13 protein-coding genes and 1 other RNA gene are annotated in these 15293 nt (G+C 39.3%); 12 read left to right on the top strand and 2 right to left on the bottom strand.

The window, feature by feature from the left end; all coding sequences use genetic code 11:
- Nucleotides 1-22 precede the first annotated feature (22 nt).
- Together gpsB and rnpB are read left to right on the top strand one after the other, a co-directional pair.
- Complete coding sequence (gene gpsB, locus NSU02_RS12390) at nucleotides 23-322, top strand: cell division regulator GpsB (protein ID WP_063388535.1); 300 nt, start codon at nucleotides 23-25, stop codon at nucleotides 320-322.
- A 65-nt stretch (nucleotides 323-387) separates the two neighbouring features.
- Nucleotides 388-763, top strand: an RNA gene (gene rnpB / locus NSU02_RS12385) — RNase P RNA component class B.
- On the opposite strand, the gene NSU02_RS12380 is transcribed toward rnpB, so the two are convergent.
- Nucleotides 756-2576 (bottom strand): IS1182 family transposase, encoded by a 1821-nt coding sequence (locus tag NSU02_RS12380; protein WP_339192986.1) that lies wholly within the window; start codon nucleotides 2574-2576, stop codon nucleotides 756-758. The genes rnpB and NSU02_RS12380 overlap by 8 nt on opposite strands.
- A gap of 167 nt (nucleotides 2577-2743) precedes the next feature.
- Here NSU02_RS12380 and NSU02_RS12375 point away from each other — a divergent pair, with 167 nt between their 5' ends.
- The 4 genes from NSU02_RS12375 (at nucleotide 2744) to NSU02_RS12360 (ending at nucleotide 7785) form a co-directional block, all read left to right on the top strand.
- Nucleotides 2744-3889 carry a class I SAM-dependent RNA methyltransferase gene (locus tag NSU02_RS12375; protein WP_066251860.1) on the top strand — a complete coding sequence of 382 codons (1146 nt, stop codon included), beginning with the start codon at nucleotides 2744-2746 and terminating at the stop codon, nucleotides 3887-3889.
- Between the two features lie 58 nt (nucleotides 3890-3947).
- Nucleotides 3948-4121 carry a hypothetical protein gene (locus NSU02_RS12370; RefSeq protein WP_157728005.1) on the top strand — a complete coding sequence of 58 codons (174 nt, stop codon included), beginning with the start codon at nucleotides 3948-3950 and terminating at the stop codon, nucleotides 4119-4121.
- 203 nt (nucleotides 4122-4324) lie between these two features.
- Nucleotides 4325-6235 (top strand): ATP-dependent DNA helicase, encoded by a 1911-nt coding sequence (locus tag NSU02_RS12365; RefSeq protein ID WP_339195789.1) that lies wholly within the window; start codon nucleotides 4325-4327, stop codon nucleotides 6233-6235.
- 26 nt (nucleotides 6236-6261) lie between these two features.
- Entirely contained in the window at nucleotides 6262-7785 is a 1524-nt protein-coding gene (locus tag NSU02_RS12360; protein ID WP_339192985.1) for a carboxypeptidase M32, read from the top strand.
- A 159-nt stretch (nucleotides 7786-7944) separates the two neighbouring features.
- Here NSU02_RS12360 and NSU02_RS12355 read toward each other — a convergent pair whose 3' ends face one another.
- Nucleotides 7945-8850: a heme A synthase gene (locus NSU02_RS12355; protein WP_063388531.1), complete on the bottom strand. Its 906-nt coding sequence runs from the start codon at nucleotides 8848-8850 to the stop codon at nucleotides 7945-7947.
- 427 nt (nucleotides 8851-9277) lie between these two features.
- Here NSU02_RS12355 and cyoE point away from each other — a divergent pair, with 427 nt between their 5' ends.
- The 6 genes from cyoE (at nucleotide 9278) to ctaG (ending at nucleotide 15267) form a co-directional block, all read left to right on the top strand.
- Entirely contained in the window at nucleotides 9278-10150 is an 873-nt protein-coding gene (gene cyoE, locus NSU02_RS12350; protein WP_339195788.1) for a heme o synthase, read from the top strand.
- Nucleotides 10151-10256: 106 nt separating this feature from the next.
- Nucleotides 10257-11339: a cytochrome c oxidase subunit II gene (gene coxB / locus NSU02_RS12345; protein ID WP_339192984.1), complete on the top strand. Its 1083-nt coding sequence runs from the start codon at nucleotides 10257-10259 to the stop codon at nucleotides 11337-11339.
- Nucleotides 11340-11370: 31 nt separating this feature from the next.
- Nucleotides 11371-13239: a cytochrome c oxidase subunit I gene (gene ctaD, locus NSU02_RS12340; RefSeq protein WP_327856253.1), complete on the top strand. Its 1869-nt coding sequence runs from the start codon at nucleotides 11371-11373 to the stop codon at nucleotides 13237-13239.
- The gene (gene ctaE / locus NSU02_RS12335) at nucleotides 13239-13862 is read left to right on the top strand and encodes a cytochrome c oxidase subunit III (protein WP_339192983.1); all 624 of its coding nucleotides are present in this window, start codon (nucleotides 13239-13241) and stop codon (nucleotides 13860-13862) included. The genes ctaD and ctaE overlap by 1 nt, the downstream gene beginning before the upstream one ends.
- A gap of 2 nt (nucleotides 13863-13864) precedes the next feature.
- Entirely contained in the window at nucleotides 13865-14194 is a 330-nt protein-coding gene (ctaF, locus tag NSU02_RS12330) for a cytochrome c oxidase subunit IVB (RefSeq protein ID WP_063388526.1), read from the top strand.
- Nucleotides 14195-14361: 167 nt separating this feature from the next.
- Nucleotides 14362-15267, top strand: coding sequence for a cytochrome c oxidase assembly factor CtaG (ctaG, locus tag NSU02_RS12325; protein WP_186439338.1), 906 nt, complete (start codon nucleotides 14362-14364; stop codon nucleotides 15265-15267).
- Nucleotides 15268-15293 lie beyond the last annotated feature (26 nt).

Here is a 15293-nt window from a genome sequence, read left to right as displayed (position 1 = left end):
CTGACGATTGAGGTGAACCGAGTTGATTTCAGATAAAATTAGATTAACGGCGAAAGAAATTTTGGAAAAAGAGTTTAAGACTTCGATGCGCGGTTATAAACAAGAAGAAGTTGATAAATTTTTAGATATTATCATTAAAGATTACGAAACGTTTTACCAGGAGATTGAACAGTTGCGGCAGGAAAATATGCGGCTGAAAAAGCAGCTCGAAGAAGCATCGAAAAAACAACCGACGATGCAGGCGAATACAACGAACTTTGACATTTTGAAGCGTTTATCGAATTTAGAAAAACATGTATTTGGAAGCAAATTATATGAGTAATGTTCATGGATGCCACTTGAATTTTTTATTCATTTTCACTATACTACATAATGCGGTTTAGCATAACGTTCGGGTAATCGCTGCAACGGATCATCCGTTGTAGAGGAAAGTCCATGCTCGCACGGTGCTGAGATGCCCGTAGTGTTCGTGCCTAGCGAAACCATAAGCTAGGGCAGCCTTTTCGGCTGACGGCGGGGAACGTGCCTAAGCTATTGATTAGTATGGCACTATTACCCTGAAAGTGCCACAGTGACGTAGTCTTGCGAGAAATCGCAAGAGTGGAACGCGGTAAACCCCACGAGCGAGAAACCCAAATGATGGTAGGGGCACCTTCTCTGAGGAAATGAACGAGGAGAAGGACAGAAGGGCTAAAACCCTTCTGTAGATAGATGATTACCACCCATGTACAAGCTGCATGGGGACAAAACATGGCTTACAGAACGTTATGGAATAAACCGCAATTTTTCGTGGGGCTGTCCGATAAGTCCCTAAAATGAAGCAAGTGGAGAAAAACAATTCGTTTCTCTCCACTTGCTTTTATATTTTTTCGATTTTTATCTGAAAGTAGCTGGCGGATACCGGCTACTTTCAGTATGTTGTGGGCTAATGCCACAATCCCAAACTCAACATGTACCTTGTCGAGGCCCCGCAAAGAAAATCTGCGGAACGACCGATTGCCCTTGATGTGACCGAACACACTTTCTGCCTCGACTTTGCGTCGAGCGTAGATGGCGGCTTTCTCTTCACATTCAAGGGCTGTTTTGGCCTTTGCTTTCATTTCTTCGAAGATGGGATTCCAGTGAACTTGACGATTTCCCTTCGCTTTTGTGCATTTCGCTTTCAATGGGCAATCGGTACAATCTTCACATTCGTATATTTTGAAGCTTTGTTCATAGCCAGATGGATTCTTTTTGTTTTGGTATTTTTTAAACGTTACTCTCCTTCCATTCGGGCAAATAAAACAATCATCCTCTTCACAATAGGTCCAGTTTTTGGCATTTTTAATGTCTTTTTTGTATGTACGTGTTTGTTCTTTTACATAGCTCCCATAAGGAATTAGAAACTCAAAACGGGGCTCTTTCTCATCACCAACTGCATATACATAGTTTTCTTCACTACCATAGCCTGCATCCGCAATGACCGTTTTGGGCATCGGTAATGAACTGGAGGCTAGCTTCTCCATATGTGGGATAAAGCAACGTGTATCGGTCGGTCGTTGATGAATGGTATAAAACAAGATAAACTGATTCTCTGTCCCCATTTGCACGTTGTATCCGGGCTTGAGCTGACCGTTTTTCATATGGTCTTCTTTCATGCGCATGAAGGTTGCGTCTTTGTCTGTTTTCGAGTAGCTGTTACGGTCACCGAACATTTCCTTTTGTTCCTTGTATCTTGCCATTCGGGGCAGGAAATCTTCCCGAATTTGTTTCACCGATTTCTTTAATTGACTGCGTTTTTTTCGCTTCTCTTTCCGAATGGATGTATCGGTCTCCTTTTCGATTTCTTCCGTTAGCGTTTCAACTTTTTCTTCTATTTCTTTTGCGATTTCCTCCATGTTTTGTTCGGTGATCTCTGTATGTTGATCGCTTTCCTTTTGCCCTGTTCCGGCTTCTAATTGGGTTAATTCATGAATGTGCTTTAGTGTTTCTTGGATTTTTTCTTTTAATTTCTCTTCGAATTTCAAAGTGGATTTTTTCCACACAAAAGAATACTTATTGGCATTGGCTTCGATCTTAGTGCCATCCAAAAAGTAGTTTTCCATTGTGATGTAATGTTCTTTTATCAATTTGAGAATCATGACTTCAAAGAGCTCATCCATGAAAGCTTTCATCCGTTCCCCTCGGAACTCATTAATGGTGCGAAAATCTGGTTGTTGCATCGCTGAAAGCCACATGGCAGGAATATTTTCTTTAACGAGTTTTTCGATTCCTCGGCAGGAATAAACCTTTTGAGAATAAGCATACAGAATGATTTTCAGCATCATTTTGGGATGATAGGAACTTCTGCCGCCGCCTTTATAATGAGAAAACAATTGTTTATCTGGTATCGCCTCCACCATTTCGTCCACGACACGTGCCACGTGATGTTCGGGTATAAGAGATTCAATATCATAAATCATTTGAACTTGACGGTTGTCATATGGTTTGAAAGTAGGGGCTAAATTTCTTTTGGCAGGAGTTTTTTCTTCTTTTCCATCTAGAGGAAGTGTCATTTGTGTGTTATAATTTTCACGAGTAATCATTTGATTGCTCATAAAAAATCGTCCTTTCTGTAATGTTGTGTGGTAACTTCATTTTACTAGAAAGGACGATTTTTTTGTGCATTTTTTTTAAAAAGTGAAAAAATGAGGGGCTCCAAAAAGTCAGTTACCCTGACTTTTTGGACAGCCCCTTTTATTTTCTGAAAAAGACAGGTGAAAAAATGAGCAAACGGTTTACATTGATTGCAACAGCTGCAATGGGAATTGAAGCGATTGTTGCATCAGAAGTGCGCAATCTAGGATATACATGCAAAGTGGAAAACGGAAAAGTAACGTTTGAAGGCGATGAACTGGCGATTTGCCGAGCGAATTTATGGCTTAGAACGGCTGATCGAGTGAAATTAAAAGTGGCTGAATTTTCGGCGACGACATTTGAAGAACTGTTTGAAAAAACGAAAGCCATTGATTGGGCGGATTTTTTGCCTGAAAACGCTCAATTTCCTGTCATCGGAAAATCGGTGAAATCAAAACTGGCAAGTGTTTCTGACTGCCAGAAAATTGTAAAAAAAGCAATAGTTGAAAAATTGAAGCAGCAGTACCGAAAAACGACCGATTGGTTAGAAGAGACAGGGGCGGTTTACAAGATTGAGATCTCTTTACATAAAGACATTGCTACACTGACCATTGATACGAGCGGAGACGGCCTCCATAAACGAGGATATCGCGCTCGAAAAGGAAATGCCCCTTTAAAAGAAACGCTCGCTGCTGCACTTATTTTGCTAACGAATTGGACTCCTGACAGACCTTTCTTTGATCCATTTTGTGGTTCAGGTACGATTCCGATTGAAGCGGCGTTAATTGGGCAAAATATCGCGCCCGGCTTCAATAGAGATTTTATTTCAGAGCAATGGGACTGGATCGGCAAGGATGTATGGAGAAGGGCAAGAGAAGAAGCAGAGGATTTAGCTAAATATGATATTCGCCTCGACTGCATCGGGACGGACATTGATCATAAAATGATTGAGATTTCAAAAGAAAATGCCATGGAGGCCGGGCTTTCGGATGTCATTACTTTTAAACAAATGCAAGTTAAAGATTTACGTACAGTGAAGGAATTTGGGGTAATAGTCGGGAATCCACCGTATGGTGAGCGACTCGGAGAACGAGAAGAAGTGGAGCAATTATATAAGGAAATGGGGAAAACATTCTCGCTGTTAGATACTTGGTCGATTTACATTTTGACAAGCAATAAAAGCTTTGAACAGTTTTACGGAAAAAAGGCGACAAAAAAACGGAAACTTTTTAACGGGTTTATCGAAACGCACTATTATCAGTATTGGGGACCTAAACCGCCCAAAAAAGCATAAATAATACCAGCTCTGCATAAATTAAAATGGATAAAATTTATACGGGGTTGGTTGATTTATGACAAAGGAAGAATATGCGATTATTTCTCGCGCATTAAAAAATACGTATACTGCATTGGTAGAAAGAGGTTCAACAGAAAAAGCGCTCAGTCAAATCTTTGAAGCGGAAGGGCAATTGAAAAAGGCTATTTTTCACGGATCTCTTTCCGTTCGAGAGAAACGGCTTCCCTGAAAATGGGAAGTTTTTTCTGTTTTTAAATGATTTCGTTTCAACCGAGTCAATCGCTTATGCTTCAAACCTTACCGCTCGCTTCCTGCAAAAGCGAGGTTGACATGATTCTAATTGAATCGCGCGCTGCCAGAAAAGATATTGACGTTATGCGTAATAAGTGAAATAATTTTACTCTATGAATAATCACGGAGGTTGGAGTCATGATGTTTCAAGGTTTACCTTTCCCGCTGACAAAAAATGAAAGTTTTTATGAAGCGTTAAACAAATGGATCGGTGATGTTCTGTATGATATTTTGCCTGAAAAAGGCTTTGAATTGCGCGACGAACAAATTTTTATGGCTTTCCAGCTTGACAGAGCTTTTAAAGAAAAGAAAGTGATGTTTGCGGAAGCGGGAGTAGGGACAGGAAAAACGATTGTTTATTTGCTTTATGCGATTGCATATGCGCGATATACCGGAAGACCTGCCGTCATTGCCTGTGCGGACGAAGCTCTAATTGAACAGCTTGTCAAAAAACAAGGGGATATAAAAAAGCTTGAAGAAGCTCTAGGTCTAAAAGTGGATGTGCGATTGGCAAAATCGATGAACCAATATTTATGTTTGGACAAGCTTGAGGATTTGCTTGGAATGGACGATGATGAGGACTTTTTTGATCTTTATGAATCTCTCCCTGAATTCGTGCATGATCAGAGCGGATTGCAATCTTACTATCATTATGGAGACCGGAAGCAATACCCGTTTTTTTTCGATGAAAAATGGGAAAAAATCAGCTGGGATCCTTTTAAAAACTGTTTGTCATGCAGCAAAAGACATCGGTGCGGCTTAATTCTTTCCCGCGATTATTATCGGAAGGCGAAGGATTTAATCGTTTGCTCCCATGATTTTTATATGGAGCATATTTGGACGAAAGAATCCCGGAAACGTGAAGGACAGCTCCCGCTTCTCCCAGAGCACAGTTGCGTCGTGTTTGATGAAGGCCATTTATTAGAATTTGCGGCTCAAAAGGCACTTACGTATCAAGTGAAAAAAGAAACACTAGCAGCATATTTAGAAAAAATTTTAAAGAACAACATTCGTGAACAACTTGCAGAAATGGTCGAAGAAGCGCTTTTAGCGAACGATCATTTTTTTCATATGCTGTTTAAAAGTGCACATCAAAAGGAAGGCTCCAATCGGTTGACAATCACGAGAACAGACGATTTGTTAGAAGCGGCCGGAAATTTGTATGAACGATTGAATCAGCTGTCTGAAGCTTTAGTTTTTGAAAGTGAACTATATACCATTGATGAATATAGCTTAAAGATTGTGGAAGAATACCTTGATCAAATGGAATTTTCTTTTCGCTTGTTTTTACAATTTGACAACACAATTACCTGGCTTGAACAAAACGGCGCGTCATCTTCTTTTGTGATCATGCCGCAAAGGATAGAAGATATTTTAAAAGAAAAAGTGTTTTCTCATAAAATACCTTATATCTTTTCATCAGCCACTTTATCGGATCAAAACGGATCGTTTGCTTATTTAGCGAATAGCCTTGGTATAAAAGATTATCTATCATTCTCCGTTTCCTCTCCTTTTGACTATGAAAAAAATATGAAAGTGTTTGTAAAAAAAGGTACGAGCGAGGAAAAATTGAACTGGACGGAATCTGTCATAAAATCAAACAAAGGGCGCACGTTAATTTTATGCAGAACGAAAGAGGAGCTGCTTTTCTTAAAAAAACATTTACCAAGCTTTTGGCATTCATGTTTATTTGAAGGAGATTATGAAATCAGCGAATTAGTGGCATGTTTTGAAAGAGATCCGGAAACCGTTTTGTGCGCTGTGCATTTATGGGAGGGGCTTGACGTTCCAGGACCGTCGCTTGAACATGTGATCATTTGGTCGCTGCCATTCCCGCCGGATGATCCTGTATTTGATGCGAAACGAAAATCCGCAACAGATCCTTTTTATGAAGTGGATCTTCCGTATATGATACTGCGGCTGAAGCAAGGGGTTGGACGCCTCCTTCGCACGAAAGATGACCATGGTACTGTAACGATTTTTATCAGCAAAGATGAGGGAGAAAATATTGTTTCGGAGGTCGTAAAAGCGTTGCCTGTCAAACCGAGCTGAAATATATTTTCAATTGGAAGAAGGGGATGATCAAAATGGGCTTAAAAGAAAAAGAACAAAAATTTTTCGATTACTTAAAGAAAATGGAAAGCTATGAAGAAGCATTAAATTTAATGTATTGGGATTTACGGACGGGTGCGCCGAAAAATGGATTGGAGCGGCGAGCTGAAACAATCGGCATTCTTTCTGAAGAGTGGTTCCAGATGTCCGTTTCAGATACTATGAAAGAGTTTCTTGATGAATTAACAGAAAAACATGTTTATGACAATCTCTCTTCGGTGACAAAGAAAGCTCTTCAGGAATGCAGAGAGGAGTATGAAAAAAACATTAAGATTCCGAAAGAGGAATATAAAGAATATGTCATTCTCCAATCAAAAAGCGAATCAGTTTGGGAAGAAGCGAAAGCAAATGCAGATTTCAATCAGTTTGCTCCTTATTTAGAAAAATTAATAGAATTCAATAAAAAGTTTATTTCCTATTGGGGCTATAAGGGACATAAATATAATACGCTCCTTCATTTGTATGAACCAGGAATAACTGTGGAGACGCTTGACAAGGTTTTTGCAGAGCTTAAAAAACATATCGTCCCATTAGTACAACAAATTGAACAATCATCAAAAAAAATCGACGTTTCGTTTTTGCACAAACCGTTTCCGAAAGAAAAACAGCGAAAGTTTTCCGAATATATTTTAAAGGAAATAGGCTACAATTTTGATGCCGGCCGCCTTGATGAAACCGTCCATCCTTTTGAAATTCGAATGAACCGGGGCGATGTTCGAATTACAACAAAGTATGATGAAACAGATTTTCGAACGGCCGTTTTCGGAACCATTCATGAAGCCGGACATGCGATTTATGAGCAAAACATAAATGAAGAACTGGAAGGAACTCCTCTTGCTGACGGCGCTTCAATGGGGATTCATGAATCTCAATCATTATTTTATGAAAATTTAATTGGGCGAAACTATCATTTCTGGAAGCGATATTACAACCAACTTAAAACGTATGCTCCAAACCAATTTACTGGGGTTTCTTTAAATGATTTTTACAGAGCGATCAATGAAGTTAAACCATCGCTGATCCGTATTGAAGCAGATGAATTGACATATTGTCTTCATATCATTGTACGCTATGAAATAGAAAAATTGCTGTTTGAAGGAAATTTGGATGTGTCTGATCTTCCAAAAGTTTGGAATGATAAATATAGCGAATATTTAGGTATTGCTCCAGATCATGATGGAAACGGGGTGCTTCAAGATGTTCATTGGGCGGGAGGAAGCTTTGGCTATTTCCCTTCATATGCTTTAGGATATATGTATGCAACGCAATTGATGCAAAAAATGGAGCAGGATCTTTCGAATGTTGAAGAACTTATTGAAAACGGAGAATTTCAGCAAATTCAAAGCTGGCTGACAAAACATGTTCATCTATATGGCAAAATGAAAAAACCGCTGGAAATATTAAAGGATGCGACTGGCGAATCGTTGAATCCGGCATATTTTATTCAGTATTTAGAAAAGAAATATAAAGACATTTACAGTCTTGATTAAAAGATTCGTTTGGAAAACTTTCCATCGTCAATCAGGGAAAAATTGTTTCGATTTTTAAAATGACATCCCACATTCTTAAAAAAAAATAAAAGATGGCGGATATCAGCTCTTTCGCCGATTTCCGCCATCATCAATTCTAAAGGCTTTAGACAGAGCCTTTTAATCATTCGAAGCTTTTGCCCGGCCTGCAAGAAGAACAAAATAGCACAACAGCCCGAACAAGCAGGAAATAAATAAAGCATGTGCCAAGGCAAGATAAAGATTTAAATCAGACAAGATCACGGATATGCCGGATAATGCTTGGAGAAGAATGAGAATGAAAGCTATAATCCAACCCCAATACATCACTTTTTGATCTTTATAATGTTTTATCGCATGAATAGTGGCAACCGCAATCCAAATAAACAGCAAGCCTGCTGCAAAGCGGTGGCCCATTTGCACCCATTCATGGACGGTTTGCGGGAACAAGCGATTTTCGCTGCAAAAAGGAATGCTTGGACAAGCTAGACTTGCGCCTTTATGCCGAACATATGCACCTGTGTAAATGACAATATAACTGTAAGTAATAATGCCATAAATATGAAATCGCATTTTTTTCCCAATGACAGCATTATCTGCGTCAAATTTTTTATCAACTTCAAAAATCAGCAGAGTAAGCAGCAAAACAGCTGCAAATGAAATGAGGGAAATTCCAAAATGAAGTGCAAGAACGGCATCGGATTGCCCCCATACGACAGCTGCAGCACCGATTAGCGCCTGCAAAACAATAAAAAAGATGGCCAGAAAACAAAGCAGCTTTGTTTCTTTTTTATGCCCGATCGCTTTCCAAGCCCAAATAACAAGACATAAAACAAGGATTCCTGCAATTCCGCTCACAAGTCGGTGTGAAAGTTCAATGATTGTTTCTAATGTCAAAGGGTCTGGAAGAACTTTTCCGTGGCAAAGCGGCCAAGACCGGCCGCATCCTTGAGATGATCCTGTTTTTGTTACGAGTGCTCCACCAATTAAAACGAATAGCATGACGATTGTTGTCACGACGCCAAGCCACTTTAATAAATAGTGCATGTCTCATTCACCTTCTAATATCTTTAATAAGTTTAAAAAGCCGAAAGAAACTCCATAATGGGTATAGAAACATCAAACTTCGAAACAAATAGTTTCTTGTAGAATCAGAAAAAGCTTGAATATTCAAAAGGAGTTTGCTAGAAATATTATGGGGAAGGCATTTTGCCGAAACGTTCGACCAACTATTATTATAATCGGAAAATATTTTATTTTTAACCGCTTCACAATTTCGACAAACTTTATTCGCGAAATGTACACAAAAAATTGACGAATTATGGTTTAATACTATATGAATGCTTTTTTGTCTCGTGTTTTTTTTATATGATAGAGGCAAACGCTAAATGGTCTCAGATAGGAGGCCGTCCCAGAGGAGGTCATTCAATTGGGTAATACAAGGGGCGAAGTTGTTTTAAACGATCGGCAAGAAATAGAAGTGGCAACTTCCGCTTGGAAAGATTTTTTATCATTAATTAAAATCGGAATCGTCAACTCCAATTTAATCACCACTTTTACCGGAATATGGTTGGCATTATATTTCAGCGGTAAAAGTTTTCTTGAAAATATAGATATTGTTGTGTTTACATTGCTTGGAACAGCAGCTATTATTGCTGGATCTTGCGCAATCAACAATTTTTATGACAGAGATATTGACCATGTAATGGAAAGAACAAGATTACGCCCAACCGTAACGGGCCGTATAAGCTCGTTTCAAGTATTGCTGCTGGGGACCGGCTTCATTTCCATTGGAACGATTTTGCTTCTAATGGTTTCTGTTTCCGCAGCCGTCATTGGTTTGTTAGGCGTGTTTTCCTACATAGTGCTATACACGATGTGGACAAAACGCCAATATACGATCAATACGGTAGTCGGCAGCATCGCTGGAGCTGTTCCGCCGCTGATTGGATGGGCTGCAGTTGATGATTTAAATATCATTGCATGGATTTTATTTCTAATCATGTTTATTTGGCAGCCGCCTCATTTCTTGGCACTTGCGATGAAGCGTTCGGAAGAATACCGTAAAGCTGGAATTCCGATGCTTCCAGTTGTTCATGGCTTTGAGGTGACGAAAAGACAAATCATTGTTTGGGTTGCCTGCTTGCTGCCCCTTCCTTTTTATTTGTTTAGCCTAGGTATTGGCTTCATCGTTTTGGCTACTGTATTGAACATTATTTGGTTGATTTTGTCATTAATTGGACTGAAAATGAAAAATGATTTAAAATGGTCTAAGTGGATGTTTATCTATTCAATTAACTATTTAACCATTTTGTTTGTGGCTATGGTTGCCTTTTCAATAATTTAACGTTCGGTAGTAATTCTTTCTAGATAAGAATTTATTCATAGAAGGAATTCTTCATTTTTTTCCTTATGAACAGGATTTAACAAAGAAAGAGGGGTTTGATTTAGCGATGAAAAAGCTGAAATGGCGTCTTTTGTTACTACTTTCAGTCATGACGCTCGTATTGTCAGGCTGCGGCGAACCGTTTATTTCCACGCTGATTCCAGCTGGAGAAGTTGCCGATGAACAATTTTCGCTCATGATGTTGAGTACGGCAATCATGGTGATTGTTGTTGCAGTCGTAACGATTATTTTTATTTATGTCTTAATGAAATTCCGCCGGAAAGGAAGCGATAAAATTCCGGTACAAGTGGAAGGAAGCCATAAGCTTGAAATCATTTGGACTGTTATTCCTATATTATTGCTGATTGTATTGGCAGTTCCGGTAGTTGCTTCCACCTTTCATTTGGCGGATACCGACCCAATGAAAAAAGCGTTGGCAGACGATAAAAATGGAGGAAAAGATCCTCTTGTTGTCAATGTAAGAGCAAGTTTGTATTGGTGGGAATTTGAATATCCTGGCTATGGAGTCATTACAAGCCAAGATTTAGTCTTGCCGACTGATGAAAAAGTTTATTTTAACTTAAAAGCATCAGATGTGAAGCACTCATTCTGGATTCCTCCAGTTGGTGGTAAAATCGATACAAACACAGATAATGAGAACCAGTTCTGGTTAAAAATTGATTCAAAACGTGCGAAGGAAGCTGGAGACATTTTTTACGGGAAATGTGCTGAACTATGCGGACCATCTCACGCGTTGATGGACTTTAAAGTGAAGGCGGTTTCCCGAGATGAATTTAATTCTTGGATTAATAAAATGAAAAATTTCAAAGCTGAAACTGTTGCTCAAACAGCGTCTGCAAAACAGGGAGAACAAGTGTTCAAAGATAAAGGCTGTATCGGCTGCCATGCAGTATCACCAGCTGATAACCGACCTGAACAAGCACGCACGGCACCTAACTTAGCTAACTTTGCTGATCGTGAACGAGTAGCCGGCATCTTGGAGCACAATGAAGAAAATATTAAAAACTGGTTGAAAGATCCTGAAAAATATAAACCTGGCAACACAATGACAGGCACATACGGTAAGTTGACTGAAGAGGAACTTCAAGCATTAACAGATTATTTACAAAGCCTATCAGTTGAAAAGTAATGCTCACTAATTATAAAAGGGAGGTTACATCGTGAGTACGTTAGCTCGGAAAAAAGGGTTCTGGCCAACGGTTTGGGACTATTTGACAACTGTTGACCATAAAAAGATTGCCATCCTTTATTTAATCGCTGGAGGACTCTTTTTTGTAATTGGTGGAATTGAAGCGCTTTTAATGCGTATTCAATTGGCCATTCCAGAAAATGACTTTGTCAGTGCAGGTACGTTTAACGAATTGATGACAATGCACGGTACAACAATGATATTTTTAGCAGCTACGCCGTTATTGTTTGCATATATGAACGCAGTTGTTCCACTCCAAATTGGGGCTCGTGACGTTGCGTTTCCGTTTTTGAATTCTTTAGGCTTTTGGTTGTTTTTCTTTGGCGGTGTTTTCTTAAATTTAAGCTGGTTTTTAGGCGGGGCACCTGATGCTGGCTGGACGGCATACGCATCAGTGGCCTTGAATTCTCCTGGACATGGAGTAGACTTTTATATACTGGGCTTGCAAATTTCCGGTATAGGAACATTGATCGCCGGGATCAACTTTATTGTTACGATTATTAATATGCGTGCTCCCGGAATGACATACATGCGGATGCCATTGTTTACATGGACTACATTTGTGTCGTCATCGCTCATTTTGTTTGCGTTTCCTCCGCTAACTGTTGGAATTGCGCTTTTAATGTTTGACCGTTTATTTGGCGGGAACTTTTTCAATCCGGCTTTAGGCGGGAATACGATCATTTATGAACATATTTTCTGGATTTTTGGGCACCCTGAAGTTTACATTTTAGTTTTGCCGGCATTCGGAATTTTTTCGGAAATTATTCCAACTTTTGCTCGGAAAAGATTGTTTGGGTATACATCAATGGTGTTTGCAACAGTATTGATCGGATTTTTAGGATTCATGGTGTGGGCGCACCACATGTTTACAACAGGTCTTGGTCCGATTGCCAATGCGATTTTTGCGGTTGCAACTATGACAATTGGTGTGCCGACAGGAATTAAAGTGTTTAACTGGCTCTTTACGATGTGGGGCGGAAGCATCCGCTTTACGACACCAATGCTTTATGCAGTCGGCTTTATTCCTTCGTTTGTTATGGGTGGTGTGACTGGAGTCATGCTCGCTGCTGCTCCAGCCGATTATCAATACCATGATACTTACTTTGTTGTTGCACACTTCCACTACGTAATCGTTGGTGGTATCGTATTTGCTATTTTGGCTGCTGCCCATTATTGGTGGCCAAAAATGTTTGGAAAAATGTTAAATGAGACGCTTGGTAAAATAACATTTGTATTATTTTTCATCGGTTTCCATTTAACGTTCTTTATCCAGCATTTCCTTGGTTTAATGGGAATGCCGCGCCGTGTGTTCACATTCTTATCAGGCCAAGGCTTTGACACTGGAAACTTGATCAGTACAATAGGTGCGGTTCTGATGGGGGTAGCAGTAGTCGTTCTCTTGATCAATGTTGTGGTTACTTCTGTGAAGGGAGAAAAAGTAGGTGCAGATCCTTGGGAAGATGGACGTTCACTAGAGTGGGCAGTTGCATCACCTCCACCTGAATACAACTTTAAACAAACTCCGCTTGTTCGCGGATTAGATCCTTTATGGATTGAAAAAATGGAGGGCAAAAAAGGCTTAACACCTGCTGAACCGCTAAGTGATATTCATATGCCGAACTCTTCAATCTTGCCGTTTTTTATTTCATTAGGCTTATTCATTGCCGCTTTCGGCCTCATGTACCACAATGACTATTCGTGGGGTGTGCCGGTTGCGATTATCGGCTTTATCATTACGTTCGGTACGATGTTTTTACGCTCGGTTATTGATGACCACGGATACCATATTCATAAAGAGGATCTTTTAAAAGATGATAATGGGGGGGTTCGGGCATAATGCAAGTAGAAGAAAAATTAACGGCTGAAACGTTTCCTGAGCAGCCAGAAAAGGCCACCCTCGAAGGGAAAAATAAGTTTATAGGTTTTTGGGTTTTCTTAGGCGGCGAAACTGTGTTGTTTGCCACGTTGTTTGCTACGTTTCTTGCGTTGAGAAATTCCACCGCTGGTGGAGCCTCAACGCAGGAGCTCTTTGATATCAAATTAGTATTTGTAGCGACAATGCTCTTATTAACAAGCAGTTTGACAAGTGTCTATGCAATTTATCATATGAAAAACTTTCAATTTGGTAAAATGCAGTTCTGGTTTGGTGTCACCGTTTTATTAGGTCTTGCATTCTTAATTTTGGAAATTTATGAATTTAACCATTATATGCATGAATATGAATTTAAGTTGACAAGCAGTGCGCTTGGTTCAGCCTTTTACACATTGGTAGGAACGCACGGTGCGCACGTTGCCTTCGGGCTTCTCTGGATCACAACGCTGATGATTCGAAATGCAAAACGCGGATTAAACTTATACAACGCTTCTAAATATTACGTCGCAAGCCTTTATTGGCACTTTATCGACGTTGTTTGGGTATTTATATTCACAGTTGTATACTTAATGGGAATGGTGGGATAACGATGGTGAGTGAAAATTCTCGTAACCCAAAAGTTGATTTAGCGTTTCGCCGCAAAAAAAATGCGGAAGAAATGAAGCACCAAGTCGTTTCATTTGCGTTAATGATCTTTTTAACGATTGTAGCTTTTATTACAGTAGGATATGATGGAATCGACGAATGGTTGAAAGTTCCATTTATTGTACTGCTTGCATGCATTCAAGTCATTTTCCAGCTGTATTATTTCATGCATATGAATCATAAAGGACATGAAGGACCACAATTTTTCATATGGTCAGGTATTTTTGTCACATTTTTGACGGTTCTTGCCTTTATGACAATTGTCTGGTGGTAAAATACTCTTTATGGAAGCAATCAGTTTTAACTGGTTGCTTCTTTTTTTAAGGCAATATAAATCTGCTTGCTGAAAGAAATGCAAATTCATAGAACGTTCATTGGAAAAAGAAAAGGAAAGCATGTATAATGAAATGGAATCGACTAGATCGATGATTGAAAGGATTGATTCAGTTGAGTTTAGATATATTTGGCTTTCGCGCTATGTGGAGTCCGCTGTTTTTTATATTTTGTGTTATTTTAATTGTACTTTACTTATTATTAACCGATTCGCTTCGTCACTATTTTAAAAATTCTGAACCGGTCAGCTTAAAGCAAAAATTAGTGTTTATATTGGCAATCGTTCTCCTTTATGTCAGCAAAGGAAGCCCGCTTGATTTGCTCGGGCACATTACATTTACAGGGCATATGGCTTCAATGGCGATTTTGTTTTTAATTGTAGCACCGCTTTTGATTATCGGAGTTCCTGAATGGTTATGGAAGGCTGTTATGGAAAAGCCGGTCATAAAACCTGTTGTAAAATTTTTCACTAAACCGATATTGGCTATGATTTTGTTTAATTTATTTTTTTCCTTGTATCACGTGCCGTTTATTTTCGATACATTAAAATCAAATTATATTTATCATGAGGCTGCTACTACTTTTATTTTCGTTTTTGCCTTTTTTATGTATTGGCCATTGATTGGAAAAAGTCCAAATTGGCATCCAATTGGGGGTCTGAAAAAAATTGCCTACATTTTAGGGAACAGCGTTTTAATCACACCAGCCTGCGGTTTAATCATTTTTGCAGGTGCGCCGCTGTTTGAAACATATTCGAATCCGGAGGCGTGGGTAAAGACTTTAAGCTTATGTGTTCCTTCTGATACGTTGGCTGGGTTGTCTTTGTCAGGCCCGCAAATGTTTAGCGGAATGCCGCTGCTTGAGGATCAGCAGCTTGGCGGCATTATTATGAAAGTGATCCAAGAGCTTGTGTACGGAACATTTTTAGCTCATGTATTTTTTGAATGGGCGAAAAAAGAAAGAGAAAAAGACGACATCGATGTGCAAAATTTGTCTCCTGAACCAAATAAATAAAAAAAACTGCAGGTTATTTGCCTGCA

It is taken from the genome of Aeribacillus sp. FSL W8-0870 (genome assembly GCF_037963755.1).
Lineage (GTDB): Bacteria > Bacillota > Bacilli > Bacillales > Aeribacillaceae > Aeribacillus > Aeribacillus composti.
Note: the sequence above shows the minus strand (reverse complement) of the source record. Positions and strands in the feature narration are given on the sequence as shown.

Bases quoted from the DNA above. Each gene is read 5' to 3' on its own strand.
- NSU02_RS12380 (WP_339192986.1), bottom strand. From the start codon at position 2,576: ATGAGCAATCAAATGATTACTCGTGAAAATTATAACACACAAATGACA.
- NSU02_RS12375 (WP_066251860.1), top strand. From the start codon at position 2,744: ATGAGCAAACGGTTTACATTGATTGCAACAGCTGCAATGGGAATTGAA.
- NSU02_RS12370 (WP_157728005.1), top strand. From the start codon at position 3,948: ATGACAAAGGAAGAATATGCGATTATTTCTCGCGCATTAAAAAATACG.
- NSU02_RS12365 (WP_339195789.1), top strand. From the start codon at position 4,325: ATGTTTCAAGGTTTACCTTTCCCGCTGACAAAAAATGAAAGTTTTTAT.
- NSU02_RS12360 (WP_339192985.1), top strand. From the start codon at position 6,262: ATGATCAAAATGGGCTTAAAAGAAAAAGAACAAAAATTTTTCGATTAC.
- NSU02_RS12355 (WP_063388531.1), bottom strand. From the start codon at position 8,850: ATGCACTATTTATTAAAGTGGCTTGGCGTCGTGACAACAATCGTCATG.
- coxB (WP_339192984.1), top strand. From the start codon at position 10,257: ATGAAAAAGCTGAAATGGCGTCTTTTGTTACTACTTTCAGTCATGACG.
- ctaE (WP_339192983.1), top strand. From the start codon at position 13,239: ATGCAAGTAGAAGAAAAATTAACGGCTGAAACGTTTCCTGAGCAGCCA.
- ctaF (WP_063388526.1), top strand. From the start codon at position 13,865: ATGGTGAGTGAAAATTCTCGTAACCCAAAAGTTGATTTAGCGTTTCGC.